21 protein-coding genes are annotated in these 22,964 nt (G+C 65.0%); 7 read left to right on the top strand and 14 right to left on the bottom strand.

Features of this window, described 5'->3' with window-relative positions:
- The first annotated feature begins 77 nt into the window (after positions 1-77).
- Positions 78-440 carry a hypothetical protein gene (locus ACQPYR_RS23545; protein ID WP_433621125.1) on the top strand — a complete coding sequence of 121 codons (363 nt, stop codon included), beginning with the start codon at positions 78-80 and terminating at the stop codon, positions 438-440.
- 19 nt (positions 441-459) lie between these two features.
- Here the strand turns inward: ACQPYR_RS23545 and ACQPYR_RS23540 are convergent, their stop codons facing one another.
- Entirely contained in the window at positions 460-1,257 is a 798-nt protein-coding gene (locus ACQPYR_RS23540) for a HugZ family protein (protein WP_433621124.1), read from the bottom strand.
- 119 nt (positions 1,258-1,376) lie between these two features.
- Between ACQPYR_RS23540 and ACQPYR_RS23535 the strand changes: the two genes are divergently transcribed.
- Positions 1,377-2,471, top strand: coding sequence for a hypothetical protein (locus ACQPYR_RS23535; RefSeq protein WP_433621123.1), 1,095 nt, complete (start codon positions 1,377-1,379; stop codon positions 2,469-2,471).
- Positions 2,472-2,485: 14 nt separating this feature from the next.
- Here ACQPYR_RS23535 and ACQPYR_RS23530 read toward each other — a convergent pair whose 3' ends face one another.
- The 3 genes from ACQPYR_RS23530 to ACQPYR_RS23520 form a co-directional block, all read right to left on the bottom strand.
- Complete coding sequence (locus ACQPYR_RS23530) at positions 2,486-3,736, bottom strand: lipase family alpha/beta hydrolase (protein ID WP_433621122.1); 1,251 nt, start codon at positions 3,734-3,736, stop codon at positions 2,486-2,488.
- A gap of 48 nt (positions 3,737-3,784) precedes the next feature.
- Positions 3,785-4,789, bottom strand: coding sequence for an SMP-30/gluconolactonase/LRE family protein (locus ACQPYR_RS23525; protein WP_433621120.1), 1,005 nt, complete (start codon positions 4,787-4,789; stop codon positions 3,785-3,787).
- 307 nt (positions 4,790-5,096) lie between these two features.
- The gene (locus ACQPYR_RS23520; RefSeq protein ID WP_433621119.1) at positions 5,097-6,020 is read right to left on the bottom strand and encodes an RNA polymerase sigma-70 factor; all 924 of its coding nucleotides are present in this window, start codon (positions 6,018-6,020) and stop codon (positions 5,097-5,099) included.
- A 169-nt stretch (positions 6,021-6,189) separates the two neighbouring features.
- On the opposite strand from ACQPYR_RS23520, the gene ACQPYR_RS23515 reads away from it, so the two are divergent.
- Positions 6,190-6,675 (top strand): carboxymuconolactone decarboxylase family protein, encoded by a 486-nt coding sequence (locus tag ACQPYR_RS23515; RefSeq protein ID WP_433621118.1) that lies wholly within the window; start codon positions 6,190-6,192, stop codon positions 6,673-6,675.
- A gap of 316 nt (positions 6,676-6,991) precedes the next feature.
- Here ACQPYR_RS23515 and ACQPYR_RS23510 read toward each other — a convergent pair whose 3' ends face one another.
- The 3 genes from ACQPYR_RS23510 to ACQPYR_RS23500 form a co-directional block, all read right to left on the bottom strand.
- Positions 6,992-7,708, bottom strand: coding sequence for a metal-dependent hydrolase (locus ACQPYR_RS23510; RefSeq protein WP_433621117.1), 717 nt, complete (start codon positions 7,706-7,708; stop codon positions 6,992-6,994).
- A 44-nt stretch (positions 7,709-7,752) separates the two neighbouring features.
- Complete coding sequence (locus ACQPYR_RS23505; protein ID WP_433621116.1) at positions 7,753-8,076, bottom strand: DUF4913 domain-containing protein; 324 nt, start codon at positions 8,074-8,076, stop codon at positions 7,753-7,755.
- Positions 8,077-8,199: 123 nt separating this feature from the next.
- The gene (locus tag ACQPYR_RS23500; RefSeq protein WP_433621115.1) at positions 8,200-10,458 is read right to left on the bottom strand and encodes a serine/threonine-protein kinase; all 2,259 of its coding nucleotides are present in this window, start codon (positions 10,456-10,458) and stop codon (positions 8,200-8,202) included.
- A 155-nt stretch (positions 10,459-10,613) separates the two neighbouring features.
- Here ACQPYR_RS23500 and ACQPYR_RS23495 point away from each other — a divergent pair, with 155 nt between their 5' ends.
- Positions 10,614-11,165 carry an isochorismatase family protein gene (locus tag ACQPYR_RS23495; protein ID WP_433621114.1) on the top strand — a complete coding sequence of 184 codons (552 nt, stop codon included), beginning with the start codon at positions 10,614-10,616 and terminating at the stop codon, positions 11,163-11,165.
- An 80-nt stretch (positions 11,166-11,245) separates the two neighbouring features.
- On the opposite strand, the gene katG is transcribed toward ACQPYR_RS23495, so the two are convergent.
- The gene (katG, locus tag ACQPYR_RS23490) at positions 11,246-13,474 is read right to left on the bottom strand and encodes a catalase/peroxidase HPI (RefSeq protein ID WP_433621113.1); all 2,229 of its coding nucleotides are present in this window, start codon (positions 13,472-13,474) and stop codon (positions 11,246-11,248) included.
- Between the two features lie 39 nt (positions 13,475-13,513).
- Entirely contained in the window at positions 13,514-13,957 is a 444-nt protein-coding gene (locus tag ACQPYR_RS23485; protein WP_433621111.1) for a Fur family transcriptional regulator, read from the bottom strand.
- A 606-nt stretch (positions 13,958-14,563) separates the two neighbouring features.
- On the opposite strand from ACQPYR_RS23485, the gene ACQPYR_RS23480 reads away from it, so the two are divergent.
- The 3 genes from ACQPYR_RS23480 (at position 14,564) to ACQPYR_RS23470 (ending at position 18,687) form a co-directional block, all read left to right on the top strand.
- Positions 14,564-15,196 carry a YczE/YyaS/YitT family protein gene (locus ACQPYR_RS23480; RefSeq protein ID WP_433621110.1) on the top strand — a complete coding sequence of 211 codons (633 nt, stop codon included), beginning with the start codon at positions 14,564-14,566 and terminating at the stop codon, positions 15,194-15,196.
- A gap of 316 nt (positions 15,197-15,512) precedes the next feature.
- Positions 15,513-16,988 (top strand): flavin-containing monooxygenase, encoded by a 1,476-nt coding sequence (locus ACQPYR_RS23475; protein ID WP_433621109.1) that lies wholly within the window; start codon positions 15,513-15,515, stop codon positions 16,986-16,988.
- Positions 16,989-16,992: 4 nt separating this feature from the next.
- Positions 16,993-18,687 (top strand): GMC oxidoreductase, encoded by a 1,695-nt coding sequence (locus ACQPYR_RS23470; RefSeq protein WP_433621108.1) that lies wholly within the window; start codon positions 16,993-16,995, stop codon positions 18,685-18,687.
- Between the two features lie 45 nt (positions 18,688-18,732).
- Here the strand turns inward: ACQPYR_RS23470 and ACQPYR_RS23465 are convergent, their stop codons facing one another.
- Genes ACQPYR_RS23465 through ACQPYR_RS23445 form a run of 5 tightly spaced genes read right to left on the bottom strand, consistent with a single transcriptional unit; the run spans position 18,733 to position 22,948 of the window.
- The gene (locus ACQPYR_RS23465) at positions 18,733-19,932 is read right to left on the bottom strand and encodes a vWA domain-containing protein (protein WP_433621107.1); all 1,200 of its coding nucleotides are present in this window, start codon (positions 19,930-19,932) and stop codon (positions 18,733-18,735) included.
- Positions 19,929-20,573, bottom strand: a complete 645-nt coding sequence (locus ACQPYR_RS23460; RefSeq protein WP_433621105.1) for an SRPBCC family protein — start codon at positions 20,571-20,573, stop codon at positions 19,929-19,931. Before ACQPYR_RS23460 ends, ACQPYR_RS23465 begins: the two co-directional genes overlap by 4 nt.
- A gap of 13 nt (positions 20,574-20,586) precedes the next feature.
- Complete coding sequence (locus ACQPYR_RS23455; protein ID WP_433621104.1) at positions 20,587-21,474, bottom strand: AAA family ATPase; 888 nt, start codon at positions 21,472-21,474, stop codon at positions 20,587-20,589.
- Positions 21,471-22,064, bottom strand: coding sequence for a nucleotidyltransferase family protein (locus tag ACQPYR_RS23450; RefSeq protein ID WP_433621103.1), 594 nt, complete (start codon positions 22,062-22,064; stop codon positions 21,471-21,473). Before ACQPYR_RS23450 ends, ACQPYR_RS23455 begins: the two co-directional genes overlap by 4 nt.
- Positions 22,061-22,948, bottom strand: coding sequence for an XdhC family protein (locus ACQPYR_RS23445; RefSeq protein ID WP_433621102.1), 888 nt, complete (start codon positions 22,946-22,948; stop codon positions 22,061-22,063). Before ACQPYR_RS23445 ends, ACQPYR_RS23450 begins: the two co-directional genes overlap by 4 nt.
- Positions 22,949-22,964: the final 16 nt, after the last annotated feature.

The following is a 22,964-nucleotide window of genomic DNA, read 5'->3' as shown; positions in this document are numbered from 1 at the left end:
TATCGGCGAACTGCACCCGTGACCGAATCTATTTACGCAAGCCGACAAAATCTCACACCAGGGAGGACACGCGTCCTGTGCATCTCATCGCCGTCATTGTGCTGACCGCAGTCATCGCCGGGCTCGTGCGCCGGTTGGTGATTCCGAAGCGAAGTCACAGCCTGACTGCTCTACCTGACGGGCCACAGCACCGGATGCCGAATCTCGTTTACGCCCCGGTGCGTCCGATGCGGCTGCGTGGCCCATTTATCGCACTCACCGCGCTCTGGTCGGCGCTGCTGGTCACCGAGATCGCAACGAATCCGGACGCGAGCAACCCGATGCTTTACCTCTATTTGCTCGCGCTCGTCGCCTCCGCCGTCAACCTCACCGCAATCCACCTCCAATGGCGGTTCGCGGACGGAATCTTCCACCACCCTGCCCACACAGCGGCCATGTGAATCATGGTCGCGGTCATCGTCAGCCCTCGCGCGAGCGCCGTGTCAATTCGACTGTCGCCGCACGCAATTCGCCTGCGGAATCGATCGGGGTCGCGTAGCCGACCCGGGTCCGCGCCACTCCGCGTGGCGTCACCACTCGCAGATCCAGCCCGTACCGGTCGGCGCGTTCGCAACTCGCCTCGGTCGCATCCGGGTATCCGCCCAATACCTGCGCCATCGACAACAGCGCGTCCGCGTGATCGTCATTGAGATGTGTGATCGCCCGCCCCGCCACCGCAACCACCGGATCCGGCGCGGCCGCCACATACTGTTCGGCGGTTGCGGAATCCATCCGCCCGTACCCACCGACCCATCGAACTCGCTGCACCCGCAACACCCACAACGAGAAATCGCCGTAATCGACGTAGTACTTCGCCGCAGGCACCGCCGCCAGATGCGCCGCACGCGCCGCCGCGGCCTCGGCACCGACCGGCCGCTCCACCACACCGGCCAGCGTGATCCGGGAACCGGCCAGCGGATCGGCAGGCACATCGGGCGACACCACCGACAGGCTGGCCCGCGGATCCGCCGCGAGATTGCGCCCGTGCTCGGCCATCCGCGAGACGCACAGCACCGGCTGACTATCCAGCAGCCCGTACGTGACGAACGACGCCCACGGGCCGCCGTCCTCGCTCAAACTCGCCAAGGTCGCGATATTCGTCGCCGCCGCAACGGTTCTGGCCTCCTCGGCCGCCGAGGGGCGAGCGGAATTCACCACGGGCGCGGTCGGCTGTGGAATCGAAGGCGCGTCGCCGGGATCACCGTGATCGAGAGTCATACCGTCCATCCTCGCAGGGGCCTCGGCAGCGCCGACATCGCACACTGAAACGGCGAAGACCGCATCTCGAACGGGGCGATCGCGCGCGCAACGGCCGCGGATCGGCAAGACTGGCGTGCGTGACCCGATACGCATTCGACGCCGACCGCAACGCCCTTGTCGCCATCTGGGCGACCGGACGCGGCGATCTCTCGACCACGGTGGCCCAGCTGCCACCGATAAACCATGACCAGGCAACGAGTTTGGCGTCGAATCTGACCACCCTGTCCCGGTTCCAGTGGCGCACCTATACGCATCCGGCAAGCGCCGCAGGCGATCCCGACGTTCCCAATAGCGAGGCCTGGCGGCGCGCGGAAGAACGCCGCAACTTCAAGGAGGTCGAGGCCGGAATCCGCACCCCGAACCTGCCGACCGACCACGGCCTCGTCGTTTCCTACAGCGGCGTGGTCGAATCCGCGCACCGCGTCGGGCGCACCCTGCACGCCATCGACGACTCCGCCCTGCGCGACACCATCGCCGGCGAGGTCCGCACCGAACAGGCCGCCATCGAATCCGCCGAACTCGGCGATCTGTCCGGACGCGCACGCCAAGCGGTCGAACTCTCACGCCCGGACGTCTCACCGGCCCAGGTCCAGGCCGCCGACGACCTGCTGCGCGCCGACCCCCTCGGCACCGTGGAACTGTTCACCGAACTCGACCCCGCCTCCGCCTCCGTCGCGGCCGCACACTGGCTCTACGCCGCCGCCGAAGTCGCGGGCGAACTCGCGGGCGTGCCGACTGGCGATGTGGTCGTCGAAGCCGACGATATCGAGGCACTGCAGGTCGAAACCCCGACCCTGGTACTGGAGCGTCTGACCAGCGGTGAGACACCGACCGAGATCGTCGTCGACCTCATCGCCGAGGCCATGGCCGTCTCCGAAGGACACGTGCCCGCACCATGGGCGGTGGTGGCCCGCGTCGCCGAAATCGAAGAGCAGGCACGCAAATTCGATCTCGACAGCGCCTCCCGCGCCGCCCTCCTCGATGAGTTCCGGATCAGCCGCCTCGACCCAACCCGCCCGGCCCTCGATCTCCTCGAAGATCTCCTCGACGGCATCCGCGGCTGCCTACTGCTCTACTCGGCCCACACCGCGGGCGACGACGCGGAAGTCGAAGCCCAGTTCGCCGCCGACGTCAGAGGGGAAGCCGACACCCACTCCGACCAACTGTTCTGACCCGGCACCGCTGATCAACCACAGCGCACAGACATCTGACGCGCATCGGCGCTCAGCCAGCGGAGCAGCGCGTCGTAAACGGCGTCGTGGTTGAGCAGGGTGAAATGGTTGGCTCCGGGCAGATGCAGGCCGTTGGCATCATCGAAACCTATGCGGCGGGCCCGATTCCGGCCGGAGCCGCTGGCCGGCAGGACCAACCCGTCGCCGATGATCCGGCCGAGCGGATGGCGCGGGCTGCGGGTTACCGAGGCGGTGACGAAGTAGTGGCCGGCGCAATCGAGTAGCGGTATCTCGCGAATGACTCTGCGGCGCAATGCGTCCACGTCCATGTCATGCCAATCCTCATCGACGAGCGAACCCTGGCGCAGGTCGCGAATGCCCGCGCTGCGGCGGCGCAGCAGCCGACCGAAGGGCCGGGTCTCGGGTATTTTCACCAATGCGGCGGAGGCATAGTGAACGAACTGCTCCAACGGTGCACCCAAATGCGGTGATCCGAGACAGACGATCTGCCGCACCCGGCGCACCCACCGCAGGTCGGCCTGATCGGCCTCGTAGCAGGCGCCCCGCGCGATCAGGCCGCCCATCGAATGTCCGACGAGTGCGATCTGCTCGACCTGCACCGGCCAGTTCTCGACCAGCCGCTGCAGCATCCCGTTCAGCAGACGGGCGTTCTCCGAGATGTGCAGCCCGCTGTTGTATCGAACCATCAGCGCCGTGCAGTCGAGATCGGCTTCGAGCCGCTCGGCATAGCTGGGCCGCCCGCCGAGCTGCCAAGCGTGTTCGGTCTCCACCAGACCGTGCAGAAAAACCACGATGCGCGGGCGCGGATTCGACACCACATCGCCGACCCACCCCGGCGCGACCGGTTCCCCATTGATTCGAAATGTCATCGGCCCGGCCAGAATCGGCAGCTCATCCTCGAGACTGTCGCCGATCAAACCCTGCAATGCCGCCAGGAACCCGGACCCGTAGACCGTGCGTGAGGGCACCGGTGCACCGGGTACGTCCACGGTGCGCTCGGCCAGCGCTCCCGCAGCTGCTGCGGTGCCGCCGACCAGCTGATACACCCCATCGGTAATCGCATCGTGCACCACCTTGACCGGCTGTGCAGCCGGTCCGACACCCAGTCGCACCGCCGCGAACACCCGGTCCGAAATGGCTCGATGCACCGCGGCGATCCCCTCGATCGCACCACCCAGTTCATCGCCCGCCAACCGGGCGAGCGCCTGCATCTCCGCCTGTCGTTGCCGTTCCGGCTCACTCATTCATTCAGTGTACAACTGTTCACTGAGTTTTCCTGTCGAAGCGGCGGCCTAGGACGGTATTCGGCTGACTCCGACCGCTGTTTCGGTGAGGCTCCCGAGGTAGAGGATGCCGTCGTGTTCGACAACTCCGGTGACCATCGCGTAGTCGGTGCCCTCGGCCTGCAGGTCGTGCACGACCGTGCCGTCGAAGTCGACGGCCATCACCCAGGCGGTGCGCGGCGGTTTGGGCTGCACCCATTCCGGTAGCGCCCAGATGATCCGACGCAGAATGCCGGGCAGGGGAAGTAGACGGTCCAGCAATGGATTTCGTGGTGACGGCAGGGTGATCCACACCAGGCCATCGCTGCCGAGAGCCATATTGTCCGGGAAGCCGGGCAGGTTCTCGATCAGGCGGTCGTAGGTGCCCGCATTCGGCCCGGTGAGCCAGTAGCGAGTCACCCGGTAGGCGCCGGTCTCCGCGACGAGCACGGTGGAGCCGTCGGGGGAGAGCACTACGCCATTGGCGAATTGCAGGCCGTCGATGAGGGTTTCGAGCTTGCCGGACGGATCGAGGCGGAACAGGCGGCCAGTGCCGGAATGCTCCAGCAGGTCGCCCATCCACTCGTCGAGCGGATAGCGACGCGACGACGAGGAAAAGTAGATGGTGCCGTCCGCGGCGCGAACCACATTGCTGGCGAAGGGGAGTGGTTCGCCGTCGACCTCGTCCACGAGTACCTCGATCTCGCCCGCGCTGTCCAGCCGCAGCAGGCCGCGATGGAAATCGCAGATCAGCAGCGACCCGTCGGCGTCGGCATGCATACCGAGCGGACGGCCGCCGGTATTCGCCAGCAGGCTCACCGTGCCGTCCGCGGGTTCGATGCTGTAGACCGAACCGTCATCGACTCCCGCAATGATTCGCCCCTCGGCGGTGCGCACCACATCCTCGGGTGCCGCACCGGGCAGCTCGAATCGCTCGAGCTGGGGAAGTGGTGTGGCGCTATGCGTTTCGCGAGCCCGGAGTGGGGCGGGCGGTGGTGTCCAGCGCTGCGGCTGCATTGTCGATCCGGCGACCATGGCTCACTTTATCCCGGTGCCGACCGACCAGTTGCCGAGAACCGACCCAGGCACAACATTGACATACGTAGATATGCGCATCTGAATATGTGTGCTCAACCTTCGAATAAGAGCGGCAACAACACCGTCCGGCTTCGCCGAACGCAGCACGGAAGGACACGGAAGGACACGGGTGGGCTCCTCTCGAATCGGCTAGTCGGAGCAGACGAGAAGGGCTCACCGATACCGAATGGTGGCGCATGTATGGGGGAGTAGGGAGAGCTGGGCTCGACACCGTGGTTTCGGGAGTAGATGCTTCCCGGGCGCGTCAGCGGTGCAGGGCGGTCTCGTGCTGCAAACGCGACAGTTTCTGGGGATTGCGCACCGAGTAGATCCCGGTAATGAGGCCGTCGTCGATGCGCGCCGCTATTACGGCGTCGATCTCGCCGTCGAGTCGCAGGATCAGGGCCGGGTGGCCGTTGACCAGGGCGGGCTGCGCCGACCTCGCGGTGAGGTTACCGAGCGCGGCGGAAAGCAAGCCGGCTACCGCATCGGCCCCGACGATGGGCACCAGCGCGGCCTGGGCGAGTCCGCCGCCGTCGCCGAGGAAGACGACATCCGGTGCGAGAATGTCGAGCAGACTCTGCAATTCGCCGGTTTCCACGGCTCGCTGGAATGCCGCGAGCGCGTCTCGGGTTTCGGCCGCGGAGACCACCTCGCGTGGTCGCCGCGCGGCGACGTGTGCTCGGGCCCGGTACGCGAGCTGGCGCACCGCGGCCAGGCTCTTGTCGACCGCTTCGGCGATCTCGTCGTACTCCAGATCGAATACTTCGCGCAGCACGAACACCGCCCGCTCGACGGGTGTGAGGGTCTCCAACACCAAGAGCATCGCCATCGAGACGCTGTCGGCCAGCTCGATGTCCTCGGCGACGTCAGGTGTGGTCAGCAGCGGTTCGGGCAGCCAGGGACCGACGTAGAACTCCTTGCGGCGTCCGAGCGTGCGTAGCCGGTCGAGCGACTGACGGGTGGTGATTCGAACCAGGTACGCGCGTTGATCCTGCACGGTGTCGAGGTCGACGCCTGCCCAGCGCAGCCAGGTTTCCTGGAGGACGTCTTCGGCGTCGGCGGCCGAGCCGAGCATTTCGTAGGCGACGGTGAAGAGCAGGTTGCGGTGCGCGACGAATGCTTTCGTCGCGGGGTCCGGACGGTCGCCGCTGTGGTCGGCGGGCATGGTCTGCGACGTGCCGGGCATGGGCGGCTCCTGTTCACTCTCGAATGTGTCGCCCATCAGACGTCCGATCCTGCCGTTTCATAACAGCGGGGCAGTGGTGGTGTGCGTCACATCGAAGTGCTGTTATGTGAATCGGGGTGCCGCCGTCTCATGGTCGTTCGAATCAACACCACGAGTGAGGACCTCAGCCATGGAATCCCGTTTCAACCTGAACGACAACGAGCTCGGCGCCAAGATCGGCAAGCGGTTCGCCAATACCAGCCTGGCGATCATGCAGTCATCGCTGCCGAAGTCCACTGTGGAGCTGGTGGAGTTGCGCGCCAGCCAGATCAACGGCTGCGGTTACTGCGTCGACGCCCACACCAAAGAGCTGGCGGCCGCCGGCGAACCCGCAGTTCGGATCAACCTGGTCGCGGCATGGCGCGAGTCCACCGTGTTCAGTGAGGCCGAGCAGGCCGCGCTGGCGTTCGCGGAGGAGGGCACCCGACTCGCCGACGCGAATCGCGGTGTGTCCGACGAGACCTGGGCTCGAGTGCGTAAGCACTACGACGACGACCAGGTCGCCGCGCTGGTGTACCTGGTCGCCATGATCAACGCCTCCAACCGGCTCCTGGTGATTACCCAGACCAAGGGCGGCTCGTATGTGCCAGGCACGTTCGAGAGCGTGGCGAGCTGATTCGTTCGCGGTCCCGGCCCAGGATCACTCGGGCCGGGACCGCGAATAGGGGAGCGCTCAGAGAACCTGGAGCAGCGCTGCGAACTACGTCGCGACCGGGGGCCGGGATCGGTTCACGAGGAACGTATTCGGTGTACTGCGATCTTCGAGTACTGAATAAGCATACGACTATGTAGATATGCGTATTGATCTATGTCACTCTCCAATTACCGACCTCACCAAATTCCAACCAACTCGAAAAACCGCACAGACGACTAGGGGAGCACTCTGGTCGCTGCGCCCGCCGAAGCATCAACGGCGGGCGCAGCGACTGGTCCTAGGGACTGACCGAGAAGACGTGCCAGAGCACAGCGAGCGTGGCCAGGGTGAAAAGCGGTGACAGAATCCAGGTTTCGACCTTGTTCCCGGTCCGTTCGATCACCGGCACGCAGGTACGCAGCGGGAACGGCCAGAACAGTCGGCACCCCTTATCGGTGAGGCAATCACCGGCGAGGTGGGCCAGTGCCCCGAGTCCGACAGCGAACGGTAACCACGCCGGTTTATCGGCAATCCAGTGATCCATCGCGAACGTCCCTGCCGCGGCGAGGATTGTGACCGTCCCCCATGCCTCGATGCCCTCGCCGGAAGGGCACAGATGCAGTGCCCGCACCGCCAGCGCGAGCAGGAAGAACACCAAACCGAGTGTGAAATATCTACCGAGCCAATGCTCACCCGCCCAGGTCCCGTAGGCGACGGCGATGACGAAGGCGAACGAGTGTGTGGCGTGCCGATGTCCACCGGAGATCCAGGAAATCAAGCGGCACAGGTGATAGGAGATGGGGCCGAGCACATGCGCGATGGTGCCGTTCGGATGGTCCGCATCGGGCAGCAGCGCGGCCCCAGCCGTCAGGAAGGTACCGAGCAATACCTCGACGGCACCGAGATGCGCGTCGCCAGTTGGCAATACCGGATAGACCAACGCCGAGATGGGCAGCGTAGCCGCTGCTACCGACCAGGCGAAAGCGCCACTGGTCGCATGTGAATGTCCTAGCACTACATGAAGGTTAGTTGACCACAACCCATTTCAAACAAACGAGACTAACCAGCCGATGAAAATGTATCGGGAGGAGGGGATTTCACCGAAAGCGGCCAGACGCGATCGGTGTGCCCATTGTGCATGGAACAGCCGGCGAACGGTCCGTTGGGGTCGAACAGTACGTTCATATGACTGTCGGCGTGGTCGAGAAACCATAGCGACAGGCCCAATTCGGCGTTGAGCCGATAGAGTTCCCAGGATTGCCAGAGCGCCTCCAGCCGCGCCACCGCCTCGGTGTGCCGCCACCATTCCGGGCACCAGGCCAGACCGTTGTCGGCCACTTTGCGCCGATAGACCTGGGCCAGGTAGTTCTCGACGAACTCCACGACCGATCCATAGACCTGTGTACGCTGCTCTTTCACGGCGCCCCCGAGGACAGTGGCGATTCCAAACAGCTTCGAGAGTAGTCACGAAATCTGCTGAGGTCCTTTGGGAAACCTTTGAAATAGCTATGCGGAGCGCCGCGAACGCGGATTCACAATGCGATCGAGAGCGTGCAGATCCGATTCCAGTGCGTAGAACACACGCAGCGCGCCGACGAATGCGAAAAGGCTGACCACGCACAGGATCACGATGGCACCGATTACTGTCTGCTGCTGTGCCGCGTCCAGGTAGACCAGACCGCCCGCCACTCCGATGAGCGGTACGGAGGCAGCGATGCCGAGGTAGATCCGGCTGCGTCGGGCGAGCCGCCGCAATCTGATGGTGTCATCGGGGGAGGTCTGTGCGGCGCCGAGCAACCCCGGGTAGTACCAGCGCAGTACGAAGAAGGTGATCGGGAAGTAGGAGTACACCACCGCGACCGCGGCCGCGACCAGATGGGATGCGATGAGGTTGATGGTGAATCCGGTGGACAGGTCCGCGGTGTAATGCAGCTGGGTCAGGAAGATCACCAGCGATAACACCCATCCGGCAAAGCCGACCACGGCGATGCGGTCGCCGCATGCGAGCGTATCGGCGCGCGCTCGCGCGAGGGTCTGCTCGTCGAAATGCTTACCGCGTCGCAGTCCGTCGGGAACCAGGAAGACCAGACGGCACCAATACAGCAGCGCGAGAATGCCGACCGGGTAGCCGATCGCGCCGAGTAGTGTTGCGAGGTGTTGCAGTTGGGCGCTGGCGTCGGCGGTGAGTTGGGCGTCGAGCAGGCGCGTGTTGTGCGCGGAAAGATAGAGCACGCCGAGGAATTGCCCGAGCATGCTGGCCAGCGTCACCACCGGCATCGGCCGCATCCGCAGTTTGGCGCGGATACTGCGCGCCGGGGGGTCGACGAGATCGCGGGCGGTGCGGTCCAGGGTGAGATCGAGCTGGCTGGCGAGCTCGGCGCCGGTGGCGAAGCGGTCTGCGGGATCGGGGGACAGGCAGGTGAGCAGGGCATGCTGCAGCACCGGCGGGCAGTCCGGCGGGATATCGGCGGCGAAGCGGTCGGGGACCGGCTGGCGACGCAGTTCGATCATTCGTTCCAGTGAGGTATCCGATTCGCCTGCACTGCGTTCGTCGTCGAAGGGGAGTCGACCGGTGAGCAGTTCCCACAGCACGACCGCGAGTGCGTACAGGTCGCTGCGCGTGTCGAGGTCGGCGGCAGTGGTGGACATGGTCGGATGGCAGGCCTCGAGCTGCTCGGGGGACATGTAGGCGAGTGAGCCGCCGAAGTAGGCGGCGGGGCTGGCGCCGGGGATGTGGCGGCTGAAGCTGATATTGAAGTCGGCGAGTTTGGGCTGCCCGTCGACCGTGAGCAGTACGTTGGCGGGTTTGATATCGCGGTGCAGCACCCCGGCGTGGTTTGCGTAGTCCAATGCGGCGGCGAGTCGACTGCCCAGCCACGCAACGGTTTCCGGCCAGCTCAGCCGTGCGACCTCGGTGCGGGTGGCGGATGGTTGCGGTTCCAGCACCCCGCCGCTGGCGGCCGCCTGGTCGACGGCGTCGAGCAGTAGTCGACCGGTCTTGCCTTCGACGCCGGTGCGGCGCAGCAGCCGCAGTACACCGAGCAGGGTGCCGCCCGGCACGTACTGCATGTACATCAATTTCAAGTGCTGATCGGCGATCTGGCGTTGGTCGAAGACCCGCACGATGTTCTCGTGATCGAGCCGAGCCAGCGTCTGGCCCTCACTGCCGCGGTCATGGGAGATCTTGACGGCGACGAGTCGCTGCATCGAGCGCTGCCGCGCCAGGAAGACCCGGCCGAACGCGCCCTGGCCGAGCAGGATCAACATATCGAAATCGTCAACGGCCGCACCGGGTTTGATGGAGTCGAGCGTCGCGAGCGCGGCCGGATCGGTGAGCACGGTGGTGCGGAAGTGATCACCGTCGAGGCGATCGGCGATTCGCGCCATCTGCTGCGAATACCGCTGCTCGTATTCGGTGAGATCCAGATCCCGATCGAACTGGCGGCGTGCGGTGATCTCCTCGTAGATCAGATCCGGAGGCAGTGGGGCGGTGTGGAGTTCGGGAAATTCGGTCAGGTACTCGTCCAGGCGCTTTTCGGCTTTTTTGCGGATCGACCGGTGATGCAGATCCACCTTGATCAACTCGATGAGCGCCGAGCGCCGCAGTGCGGTTTCGGTGGGCAGATGTGGGGTCAGCTCGGGTGGTTCGCCCGCGGCCTCCCACTCACCCGCGAAATCGGCGACCGCCCTGGCCAATACGGCCTGAGCAGCCATCGCGCGATCCCCACCGTGCTCCGGTGGTACCGCGCCGAGCTGGAAGTTCATCGTCGGCTCACTCGATCAAAGTTGGTGTCCCGGACAGAACCGAGAATATTCGATTATCGTCGTCGGCTGCTGATCTTCGCTACCTGTGGGGCTGGCCGGGTCGGCGGGTTCGTAGTTGAGTGGGGGTACGCGTAGCTCGACCAGCAGGAGGAGACATGACCACGCTGTCGGATCGACCCAACACCGCCTTGATGGTGATAGACGTGCAGAACGGTGTTGTGGCCGAGGCATTTCAGCGAGACGCCGTCGTGGCGACTATCGGCACGCTCGTCGAGAAGGCCCGCGACGACGGTGTTCCGATCGTCTGGGTGCAGCACTCGAGTGAGGAGCTCGTGCCGGGGACCGTGGCGTGGGAATACGTTCCAGAGTTGGTGCGTGCGGAGTCGGAACCGTTGGTGCACAAGGAGTTCGGTGATTCGTTCGAGGACACCGAGCTGGCGGAGATACTGGCGAAGGCCAGGGTGGGACATCTCGTTGTGACCGGTGCGGAGACCGATGCCTGCATCCGATCCACCATCCATGGTGCTTTCGTGCGCGGCTACGACGTGACGCTGGTCAGTGACGGGCATACGACATTCGACAAGAGCCGATGGGGTGCGCCATCGCCGGAGCAGGTGATCGACCACACGAATCTGTACTGGCGGTATCAGACGGCGCCGTCGCGCACGGCGGCCGTCGTCGCGGCGAAGGAGGTGACCTTCGGATGAAGGCACCCCCGCGAACTATGGAGTTCGCGGGGGTGCCGGACGAGGACGACCGTCCTTGGCGGTCGGTCATTCCTCCTTCATCACACCAGGTCGAACCGGTCCAGGTTCGACACCTTGACCCACGCGGCGATGAAGTCGTTGACGAACTTCTCCTTCGAGTCGTCGGTCGCGTAGACCTCCGCGAGGGCGCGCAGCTGCGAGTTCGACCCGAAGACCAGGTCGGCGCGGCTGCCGGTCCACTTGACCGCACCGGTGGCGCGATCGGTGCCCTCGTAGGTTCCGTCATCGGCGGCCGACGGCTCCCACTTCGTGCCCATGTCGAGCAGGTTCACGAAGAAGTCGTTGGTCAACGATCCCGGGTTCTCGGTGAAGACGCCCAGCGGCGACTGCTTGTGGTTCGCGCCGAGGACACGCAGACCACCGACGAGGACGGTCAACTCGGGGGCGCTGAGGGTGAGCAGGTTCGCCCGGTCGATCAGCAGGTACTCGGCCGGGAGCCGGTTACCCTTCCCGAGGTAGTTGCGGAAACCGTCCGCGCTGGGCTCGAGCGCGGAGAAGGACTCCACATCGGTCTGCTCCTGGGTGGCGTCCGTGCGACCCGGGGTGAACGGCACTTCGACGTCGTAGCCGGCGGCTTTGGCTGCCTGCTCGACGGCCGCGGCGCCGCCGAGCACGACGAGGTCGGCGAAGGACACCCGGGTGTTGCCGGTCTGGGCGGAGTTGAAGGACTCCTGGATGCCCTCGAGCACGCGCACCACCTGGGCGAGTTCGTCGGGCTCGTTGACCTCCCAGCCGGCCTGCGGCTGCAGGCGGATGCGTCCGCCGTTGGCGCCACCGCGCTTGTCACTGCCGCGGAACGACGCTGCTGCCGCCCATGTGGTCGAAACAAGCTGTGCGACAGTCAGACCCGAGGCCAGGATCTGGCTCTTGAGCGCGGCGATATCGGCGGCCCCGATGAGGTCGTAGTCAGCGGCCGGGACCGGGTCCTGCCACAGCAGCGTCTCCTCCGGCACCTCCGGCCCGAGGTAAAGGACCTTCGGTCCCATATCGCGGTGGGTCAGCTTGTACCAAGCCTTGCCGAACTCCGCGGTGAGCTCTTCGGGGTGCTCGAGCCAGCGACGGGTGATCTGCTCGTAGATCGGGTCGATCCGGAGCGAGAGGTCCGTCGTCAGCATGACCGGAGTGTGGGACTTCGACGGGTCGTGGGCATCGACCACGGTGCCGGCGCCCGCGCCGTCCTTGGGGATCCACTGGTTCGCACCGGCGGGGCTCTTGGTCAGCTCCCACTCGTAGCCGTACAGGGTCTCGAGGAAGCTGTTGTCCCACTTGGTCGGGGTGGGCGTCCAGGTGCCCTCCAGGCCGGAGGTGATCGCGTCCTTGCCGACACCGCTGCCGAAGGCACTCGTCCAGCCCAGGCCCTGCTCTTCGAGCGGGGCGGCCTCGGGCTCGGGACCGACGAGTCCGGCATCGCCGGCGCCGTGGGTCTTGCCGAAGGTGTGGCCACCCACGATCAGGGCCGCCGTCTCGATATCGTTCATGGCCATGCGGCGGAACGTCTCGCGGATGTCGACGGCCGCGGCGAGCGGGTCCGGATTGCCGTTGGGGCCTTCAGGGTTGACGTAGATCAGACCCATTTGGACTGCGGCCAAGGGGTTTTCGAGGTCGCGGGTGCCGGTGTAGCGTTCGTCGCCGAGCCAGGTCTGCTCGGGACCCCAGTACACGTCCTCCTCGGGCTCCCACTGGTCGACGCGGCCGCCACCGAAACCGAAGGTCGGAAAGCCCATGTCTTCGAGTGCCACATTGCCCGCGTAGACCATGAGGTCGGCCCAGGACAGCTTCTTGCCGTACTTCTTCTTGACCGGCCACAGCAGGCGCCGGGCCTTGTCGAGGTTTCCATTGTCGGGCCAGCTGTTGAGCGGGGCGAAGCGCTGCATGCCGGCACCGGCTCCGCCGCGGCCGTCGCTGATCCGGTAGGTACCCGCGGCATGCCAGGCCATCCGGATGAAGAACGGTCCGTAGTGACCGAAGTCGGCGGGCCACCAGTCCTGGGAGGTGGTCATGACCTCCACGATGTCCTGCTTCACGGCAGCCAGATCGAGGGTTTTGAATTCCGCGGCGTAGTCGAAATCCGCGTCCATCGGGTTGGCTACGGCCGGGTTCTTCTGCAAGATCTTGAGGTTGAGCTGGTTCGGCCACCAGTCACGGTTGCTTCCGCCTTCGGCTGGGGACTTGAGGCGACCGGTGACGGGGCAACCACCGGCGGTGGGTTCCGTATTGGCCTCTCCGATGGGCGGATGTTCCTCAGGCACGGCAATTCCTTTCGGGGGAGTGAGTGAATCGGGCTGTGATCACTGGTGTGATCCGGACATTTGCGCTGCCGAGCAGTCGGGGCACAGGCCCCAATAGATGACCTCGGCCTCATCGAGTACGAATCCGTTGTCGTGTGATGCGGTCAGGCAGGGCGCCTCGCCGACGGCGCAATCGACATCGGCGATGACGCCGCAGGAGCGGCACACCACATGGTGATGGTTATCGCCGACTCGCGTTTCATAGCGCGCGAGGGATCCCATTGGTTGGATGCGCCGCAGCAGACCGGCGGCCGTCAGCGCGCGCAACACGTCGTATACCGCCTGATGGGATACCGCACCGACCGTCGCGCGCACATGACCGAGGATCGAGTCCGTATCGGAGTGCGGATGCTCGTGCACGGCAGTCAGCACGGCAATCCGCGGCGCCGTCACGCGCAGCGACACCCCGCGCAACATACGCTCGAATTCCGGATTCGTGGACACGTTCAAGAGTATGACTCATTCAAGTCTCCACAGGGAGGGTTTTCCGAAATCTCGAGACGATCCCACAATCCGCTGGTCTCCGGATCTGTCGCATCTGACGAATCCACGATCGGCTGCCGGTCCGAGGTTGTGGTTATTGGGAGAGGATCGGCGGATGAACTGTGAGCGGCGATCGTCACGGCGCTTACTTGACATAGTGTTGATTATCGGCGTTACAAGGGCGGGGCTGGGAGTGGGCGGTTCGTGTTGTATGACGTTGGCATGTATGGGATTTCAGGATTTCTGTCTGCCGGGGTTGTCGGCGACCCTGCGCACGGAACGCGTGCTCCGAATGCGCGGTGTCCCCTTGTTGCCCGATTCTGTTGATGTAAATATTTCTGCTGATCCTGGGTTTTGATGGAAGAACATTGGATTCGCTGGGACCCTCGGATCCCGGCCGTTCGAGCCCGACTCCCCTCTACATCCCGAACAGAACCCCTTAATCGTCACGTGACGATTAAGGGGTTCTCTGCGAACGTGTGGCGAGTTGGATTGGCTTCTGCTTATGAGGCCACTACTTGATGATTGGATCTGTTTTGCGGGTCCAGTTGGCGGCAGGCTGGGGTGATGTTGGTTCGGCGGCTGGTGGCGCTTTATGTCGGGTTGTGGTTGTACGGGTTTTCGATGGCGGTGATGATTCGGGCCGGGCTCGGGTTGGATCCGTGGGATGTGTTTCATCAAGGGGTGGCCACGCATGTGCCGATCAGTTTCGGCGCGGTGACGGCGCTGACCGGAGTCGCGGTGTTGTCGGCGTGGATTCCGTTGCGGCAGTGGCCGGGTCTCGGCACGGTGAGCAATGTCGTGGTGATCGGTGTGTCGGTCGATGTCGGGCTGTGGATGTTGCCGGACTGGGATGTTCTGCCGGTGCAGCTCGGCGCGATGGGTGCCGCAGTGGTTTTGAATGCGGTGGCAACCGTGCTGTATATCGGGGCGGGTATGGGTCCAGGGCCGCGGGATGGACTGATGACTGGACTGGTGCGCCGGACCGGATGGTCGGTGCGATTGGTGCGTACCGGGATCGAAGTGACCGTGCTGACGACCGGCTGGTTACTCGGCGGCAGCGTCGGCGTGGGCACCGTGGTGTACGCCTTCGGCATCGGTCCGCTGATTCAAGTGATGATTCCGCTCGCCAACCGGTATCTGCCGGGATTCCATGCGGATCATAAGTCCGAGCCCGATGCTGTCCCGGTGGCGTCTTGATGGTGGCCGGTCGAACCGGTGAGGCGTGCGCCGAAGTCTGTAGACGTCCGAATTATCCTGGGTTGCAAAAAGTTTCGGTGCCCCTCCCCTTCGTCTCGTCCCCCGCTACCCCGCCGTAAATCGTCACTGTGACAGATAGTGGGACGGCGCGCGCCCGCCTTGTCGTAGCTGCACGGGCAGTGATGAGAGCATGCGAGCTTGGTTGCAGCTGTTCGGTCATCGCGGATGTCCTCGGCACACGCGATGGCCGAAAATATTGATTTCCTGGCCGCAGTGCTCTCTCGGCAACCACCCCACCATTCATACAGTTGTCGACATGACTAGCACTCCGTCCGTGCTCATCGTCGGCGCCGGATTCGGCGGCCTCGCGGCTGCGCTGGAGCTCAAGCGCCGCGGCTACGACGCTTTCACCATTATCGACAAGGCCGCCGGGCTCGGCGGAGTCTGGCGGGACAATACGTATCCCGGTGCCGCCTGTGACGCACCATCGGATCTGTACTCGTTCTCCTTCGCCCCCAATGCGCACTGGCCGAAGCGTTTCGCCGAGCAGCCCGACATCCTCGCCTACATGCATGATGTCGCCCGCCGCTACGGCCTCGACAAGCACATGCGTTTCGGTGTCGAGGTCGACTCGGCGGACTTCGATGCCGACCGTGGCGTCTGGCAGGTGCGCACCACCGCGGGTGAGCTGCTCGAGGCGGATGTCTTCGTGCCTGCGGTGGGTCAGCTGTCGCGTCCGGTGTGGCCGAATATTGCGGGCATGGATTCGTTCACCGGGGAGGCGTTCCATTCGGCGCGCTGGGATCACGAGGTCGAGCTGTCCGGTAAGCGGGTCGCGATCATCGGCACCGGTGCGAGTGCGATTCAGATCATTCCGGCGATTCAGCCGAGGGTCGGGCAGTTGACGGTGTTCCAGCGGTCGGCGCCGTGGATCATTCCGAAGATCGAAAGCTATTACGCGCCACCGAAACTCAATACGCTGGACAAGCTGTCGATCGTGACGAAGTTCGCGCTGATCCAGCGCGCGGAGCGCTTGGGCTGGTATTCGTTCTACGAGTTGGTGACTTCGGGACTGGAGGGCAACGGCCGCATCGCCGATGTGATCTCGGGGTGGGCGGACCGGCATCGGGCCTCGCAGATCTCTGATCCCGAACTGCTGGCGAAGATGACGCCGGATTACCCGGCGGGCTGTAAGCGCGGGCTGATGGCGAGCAATTATTACCCGGCGGTGGCGCAGCCGAATGTGTTTGTGGAGACCTCGCATATCGCCGAGATCACGCCGACCGGTGTGCGCACCGAGGACGGCACGCTGTACGAGGTCGATGTGATCGTGTACTGCACCGGATTCAAGGCCACGGAGTTCTTGGCGCCCATGACGATTCGCGGGATCGGTGGTAAGGAGCTGCGCGAGGTGTGGTCGGGCGGTGCGCGGGCCTACAAGGGCCTCACCGTGCCGCATTTCCCGAATATGTTCATCATGTACGGGCCGAATACCAACCTCGGTGCGGGTTCGATCATCTACATGCACGAGCGGCAGGCGCGCTATCTGCGTCAAGCGGTGGAGCATCTGCGCGAGGTCGGTGGTTATCTGTCGGTGCGGCCGGAGGTGGAGGCGCGGTTCGACGAGGAGATCCAGGGGCGGCTCGAACATACGGTGTGGACCAAGTGCACCAGTTGGTACCGGGAGGCCAGCGGTCGGGTGACGGCGAACTGGCCGGGCCGGATGAGTGAATACGACAAGCGCACGCATTTCGATGTCCGCGACTACGAGCTGGTTCGGACCGGAAGGTGATCCCATGACGCACTATGACGTGCTGGTGATCGGTTCCGGTTTCGGTGGCAGTGTCAGCGCGCTGCGGTTGACCGAGAAGGGCTATCGGGTCGGTGTCCTGGAGACGGGGCGGCGCTTCGCCGATGACGAATTCGCTGAGAACTCTTGGCATCTGCGCGAGTATCTGTGGGCGCCGAAATTGGGCTGCTTCGGTATTCAGCGGATGACGCTGCTGAACGACACCTTCATCATGAGCGGGTCGGGTGTCGGTGGCGGTTCGCTGGTTTACGCGAACACGCTGTACGAGGCGCCGGATACCTTCTACGGCGATAAGCAGTGGGCGCATATCACCGATTGGAAGTCCGAGCTGGCGCCGCATTACGACCAGGCCAAGCGCATGCTGGGGGTGACGACCAATCCGGCGACGACGCCGTCGGATCGGGTGCTGCGGGAGGTCGCCGAGGATATGGGTATCGGCGATACCTACCGGCGCACACCGGTCGCAGTGTTGTTCGCGGATAAGGAGACTCGGCCCGGGGCTGCGGTCGCGGATCCGTTCTTCGGTGGTATCGGACCCGAGCGGCGCTCGTGTACGCACTGTGGTGAGTGCATGACCGGGTGTCGGCACGGCGCGAAGAACACCCTGGTGAAGAACTATCTGTATCTGGCGGAGCAGGCGGGCGCGACCGTGCATCCGTTGACGACCGCGGTGTCGGTGCGGCCACTGTCCGGTGGCGGGTATGCGGTCGATGCCGTGCGCACCGGGCGCTGGGTTCGCAAGGCGAAGCAGACCTTGACCGCCGATCAGGTGGTGTTCTCCGCGGCCGCGCTCGGCACCCAGCAGCTGCTGCACAATCTGCGGGATCGTGGTGTGCTGCCGAATATTTCGCCGCGCCTGGGTCATCTGGCGCGCACGAATTCCGAGGCGGTGCTGGCGGCGCGAACACGAGACAGGGATTCGGATTTCACCAAGGGTGTCGCTATCACCTCTTCGATCCATCCCAACGCCTACACCCATGTGGAGCCGGTGCGTTACGGCAAGGGCAGCAATTTCATGGGTCTGTTGACGACGGTGCTGGTCGACGGGCAGGAGGGTAGGCGTCGCTGGGTGCTCGGTATACGGGAGATGGTGCGGTATCGGCGGGATCTGCTGCGCATGCACAATCCGGCGCACTGGTCCGAACGGATGATCGGGCTGCTGGTCATGCAGAACGTCGACAATTCGATCATCACCTATAACAAGCGCGGTCTGTTCGGTAAGCGGATGACCACTAAACCCGGTGCGGGACAAGCGCCTCCGGCGTGGATTCCGGAGGGCAACGAGGTCACCCGGCGGGTCGCCGAGAAGATCAACGGCATTCCGCAGGGCTCCTGGACCGAGATGGCCAATATCCCGATCACCGGCCACTTCATCGGTGGCTGTGCGATCGGCGACTCTCCCGATACCGGCGTGGTCGACCCGTATCAGCGGCTCTACGGTTACGAGGGGCTGCACATTGTGGACGGTTCGACGATCTCGGCGAATCTCGGGGTGAACCCGTCGCTGACCATCACCGCGCAGGCCGAGCGCGCGATGTCGTTGTGGCCGAACAAAGGTGAACAGGATCAGCGTCCGCGGCTGGGTGCGCCGTATCGGCGGATCGATGCGATCGCGCCGAAGAATCCGGTGGTGCCGGAGTCGGCGCCGGGCGCGCTCCGGTTGCCGATTACTCCGGTCTGACCCCTTTGGGTTCGGGTTGGCGCATGAACCCGACCGGGGTTGCCGTCAGGTGACATTCGCCGATGCCAGGGCTTGCAGGAACTCGTGCATGCCCGCCAGCGTGTGTGCGGGCATCATGATGTCGCAGTACGGCAGGGCCGCCGCCATCGCGCCGGTGGTCGGCTGGAATCGGGTGTCGCCCGCGCGGGGATTGAGCCAGATCACGCGCCAAGCCCGGCGTCGGATCCGGGCCATCGCTCGGGCGAGGACATCGGGGGTGTCGCTGTCCCAGCCGTCCGAGGCGATGACGACGACGGCGCCGCGTACCGCGTTACCGGACGCAGTCGCGAGCAGTGTGCCGAGGCACCGTCCGATATGCGTGCCGCCGTAGCGGTCGACCACTTTGTCGTTGGCCCTGGCCACCGCGACATCCGGGGAACGGTGCGCCAGCACCGGGGTCAGCCTGGTCAGCGAGGTGGAGAAGGCGAATACCTCGGGTCGATCGGGGTTGCGGCGCTGCATCGCGGCTCGCATCAGGTGTAGGTAGATCGTCGAATACGGTCGCATGGAGCGGCTGACGTCACAGATCATGACGATTCGGCGCGGGCGGCCACGGGGACGGGTGCGGACCAGGACCGCCGACTCCCAGCCGGTGCGGCGGGAGTTGTGCATCGTGGCCCGGAAGTCGATCCGTTTGCCGTGTGGATGGTTTTCATACCGCCTGCTGCGGCGTTGCGGCCAGTGCGCCGATGCCTGCTCGAGCCAGGCACCGACCGTGCGCAGATCGTCGGGATCGAAGTGGTCGAACGGTTCCTGTGCTCGTGCCGCGAATCTGCTCGGCAGTATGTCCGGCACCGTCACACCCTTGTCGGTCGATCGGTCGGTGCCGGTCGCTGATTGCAGTGTCGCCCAAGGGACCGCACCGCCTTGCCGACTTTGCCCGCGACCGCCCGTACCCGGGACCGACAGGTGTTCGGTCGGCAATCCGCGCGTTCGGCTCGGCGGGTCCACACCCAGCACCGCATCGGCGAACACCGTGGCGAAGACCGCGTCGAAGGCGGCGAGATCCTGCATGCGATCGACGAGTGTGAGTCGCGCGGCCCAGTAGAGTTCGGTGCGCGACCGCGGTGGTATGCGGCGCAAGGCTTGTACGAACAGCGCGGGTCCGCTCGGTGCGACCGCGACGCCACTACGGCGCAGCCGTGCGACCACCGCGACAGCGAATGCGGCCAGATCGACCCCGCGTAGTATTACCGCGCGGGTCATCGCTTCTCGCGCATCCGTCTGCGTACCAGGATGATTGCGAGCACGGACGCCAGTGCGAGCGCGATCGCGGGCGCATACTTCTTGATCATCGCGGGTCCGACGAGATCGACGAGGTCCAGTGGTGCCGGTTCGGTTTGTGTGACCGGCTGCGGGCGCATCTCTCGGCTGTCGGGCTCAACTACCGCGGCGGCCGAATCGCTCGCCGCGAGTTTCGCTTCGAGGGACGTCACGAATTGGCCGAGGAGTTTCTCGGACACCTGCTGCAGCACTCCGCTGCCGAGTTGGGCGAGCTTGCCGACGATCTTGAGGTCGGTGTGCACGGTGACGCGGGTCTTGCCGCCGTCTTCGCGCAGCTGCGTGGTGATGGTCGCCGCCGCGTTTCCGGATCCGCGGGAATCGTGGCCGGTGCCGTTGATGACGGCGCGATGGTCGTGTTCGTCGCGCTCGACGAAATTGGCTTTCCCGGTGAATTCGGTGGTCACCGGGCCGACTTTGACCTTCAGTTTGCCGAGGAAGTCCTGTCCCTGCCAGCCGACCATCTGTGCGCCGGGCATGAGCGGGACCACCTGTTCGAGGTCGGTCAGCACCTGCCATGCCTGCTCGACGGGTGCGTTGACGGTGAATTCGTTGGCGATCTTCATCGGAGTGTCCCTCTCATCCGGTGGCCAGGCTTCGGGTGTATTCGACGAATGCCGTGTGCACGGTGGCTCGGTCGTCGGGTGTCTTCGCCAGTGCGCTGAGCGCCGCGAGCGCCTCCGGTGCGGTGAGATCGGCGACCTCGAGTGTTGCCAGCGCGGCGATCCAGTCGATGGTTTCGGCGACGCCGGGCGGCTTGTCGAGGTCGAGATCGCGGGCGCGGCCGACGAATCGGGTGGCGTGTTCGATCAGCGCGTCGGTTGCCCCGGGCACGGTGCGTCGCACGATCGCGACCGCACGGGTCGGCTCCGGGTAGTCGATCCAGTGGTAGAGGCAGCGCCGCCGCAGCGCGTCGTGCAGGTCGCGACTGCGGTTGGAGGTCAGCACCGCCAGCGGCGGGTGTTCGGCGACGAAAGTCCCGAGTTCGGGTACGGTCACCGTGGCCTCACCGAGGAATTCGAGCAGCAGCGCTTCGAATTCGTCGTCGGCACGGTCGATTTCATCGATCAGCAGCACCGGGGGTGTCGGACCGCGATATCGGGCACAGCGCAGGATCGGGCGGTCGACCAGGAATGCCTCGGTGAACAGCTCGGCTTCGGTGAGGTCGGCGCCGCGCGCCTCGGCGAGCCGGATGCTGAGCAGTTGACGCTGGTAGTTCCAGTCGTACAGCGCTTCGCTCACGGTGAGTCCCTCGTAGCACTGCAGGCGGATCAGTGGTGCATCGAGCACGGTGGCCAGGGTTTTGGCTGCCGTTGTCTTGCCCACTCCCGGTTCGCCTTCCAGCAGCAGCGGCCGACCCAACGTGGTGGCCAGATAGAAAGCGGCGGCGGTCCCGGTATCGAGCAGGTAGTCGTCGGCGTCGAATCGTCGGACCACGTCCTCGATATCGTCGAACGGTGACATCATGGCGACGTGGCGGCGCGCAGGCGCTCGTAGTCGTCCCAGGTGTCCACATCCAAAGGCATCGGTGCGTCGACGTCGAGTCGAGACACCGGGACGTGGCCGGACTCGATGATCTTCCACACGGCTTTGTCGCCGCGCAATCGGGCCAACTCGCCGAATACGCTGCGACTCAGCCAGAATGGATGTCCGACACCGTCGTGGTAGCGGCAGACCGTGATCGCCGTGGACGTTCCCTCGGCGATCAGTCGCTCGACCGTTGCCGCCGACAGACCCGGTTGATCCCCGAGCATCAGCACAATTCCGGCGGCACGGGGGTGCACCGCGGGCAGGGCCGAACGCAACGACGACGAACAGCCCGAACCGAAGTCGTCGGCTGTGACCACCTCCAGCCCGGCGAGATCGACCTGCTGCCGGATCGCTGTGGCCGCGCCGCCGAGGGTGACGATGATCTGGTCGAAAGCGCAGGAACGCACCGCGTCGAGGGTGGCGCCGAGAACCGTCGTATTCCGGTACGGCAGTAGCTGTTTCGCAGTGCCGAGGCGCTGTGAAGCTCCTGCGGCGAGTACGACTGCGGTGACGAATCCGATTGTCATGAGCTCGTCTTCGCGAAGCAGGTGCGGCAGCTGGAGCTGCAGAACCAGTGGTCGACATCGCCGATGGTGAGATGCGGTGTGTCCGGCCCGACCGTCACGATCATGCCGCACACCGGATCGAGCACCTCGACCGCGACATCCACCGTGCGGGGTGTCACGGCCAAACCGTCTTTGCGGATCGCCTGGATCACTTGCGCGACAATCGAGACGGCGATCTCGGCGGAGGTTTTGGCGCCGATCGGCAAACCCACCGGGGTGCGCACGCGCGCACGCTCGGCGTCGGTCAATTCGAGTTCGTCGAGAATCGACGCCCCCCGAATCTTGCTGGCCACCAACCCGATATAGCCCAGACCCGCATCGAGCGCGGCCCGGATCAGCTCGGCTTCGGGGCCGCCGTGGCTGGCGATCACCATCGCCGTCGTATCGGCCAGCGAATCCGGTGGGTCGGTTCCGGCGACACTGCGCTGCACTCCGAATCCGACCAGTTCGCACATGTCGGCCAAGGCGTCGGCGATGGGTGTCGCGCCGCAGATGCGCACCAACGGCGCCGGGATCTGCGGCTCGAGGAATATCTCCAACGCTCCGCCGGACAGACACGGATTCACCACGACCGCCGCGCCGGGTGCTTCGGGAAACTGCAGGTCACCGTCGGGCAGTACGCGCAGCAGCACACTCTCGTGTGACTGCAGGGCACCCAGCGCCGCCTTGCGGACCGAGTTCTGGGCGCACTGGCCGCCGACGAACCCTTCGATCGTCCCGTCCTGCAACAGGATCGCTTCGTCCCCGGCGTGCGCGGAGGTCGGTTGCTGCGCGCGCACGACGGTCGCGTGCACGAACGGAGTCCTGGTGCGAACCAACTGCTGTGCGCGCTCGCTCATCTTCATCGGTGATCCCATCGCC

The sequence above is a fragment of the Nocardia sp. CA-120079 genome (assembly GCF_050955745.1).
Taxonomy (GTDB): Bacteria; Actinomycetota; Actinomycetes; order Mycobacteriales; family Mycobacteriaceae; genus Nocardia.
This window is presented reverse-complemented; position numbering and strand designations above follow the sequence as displayed.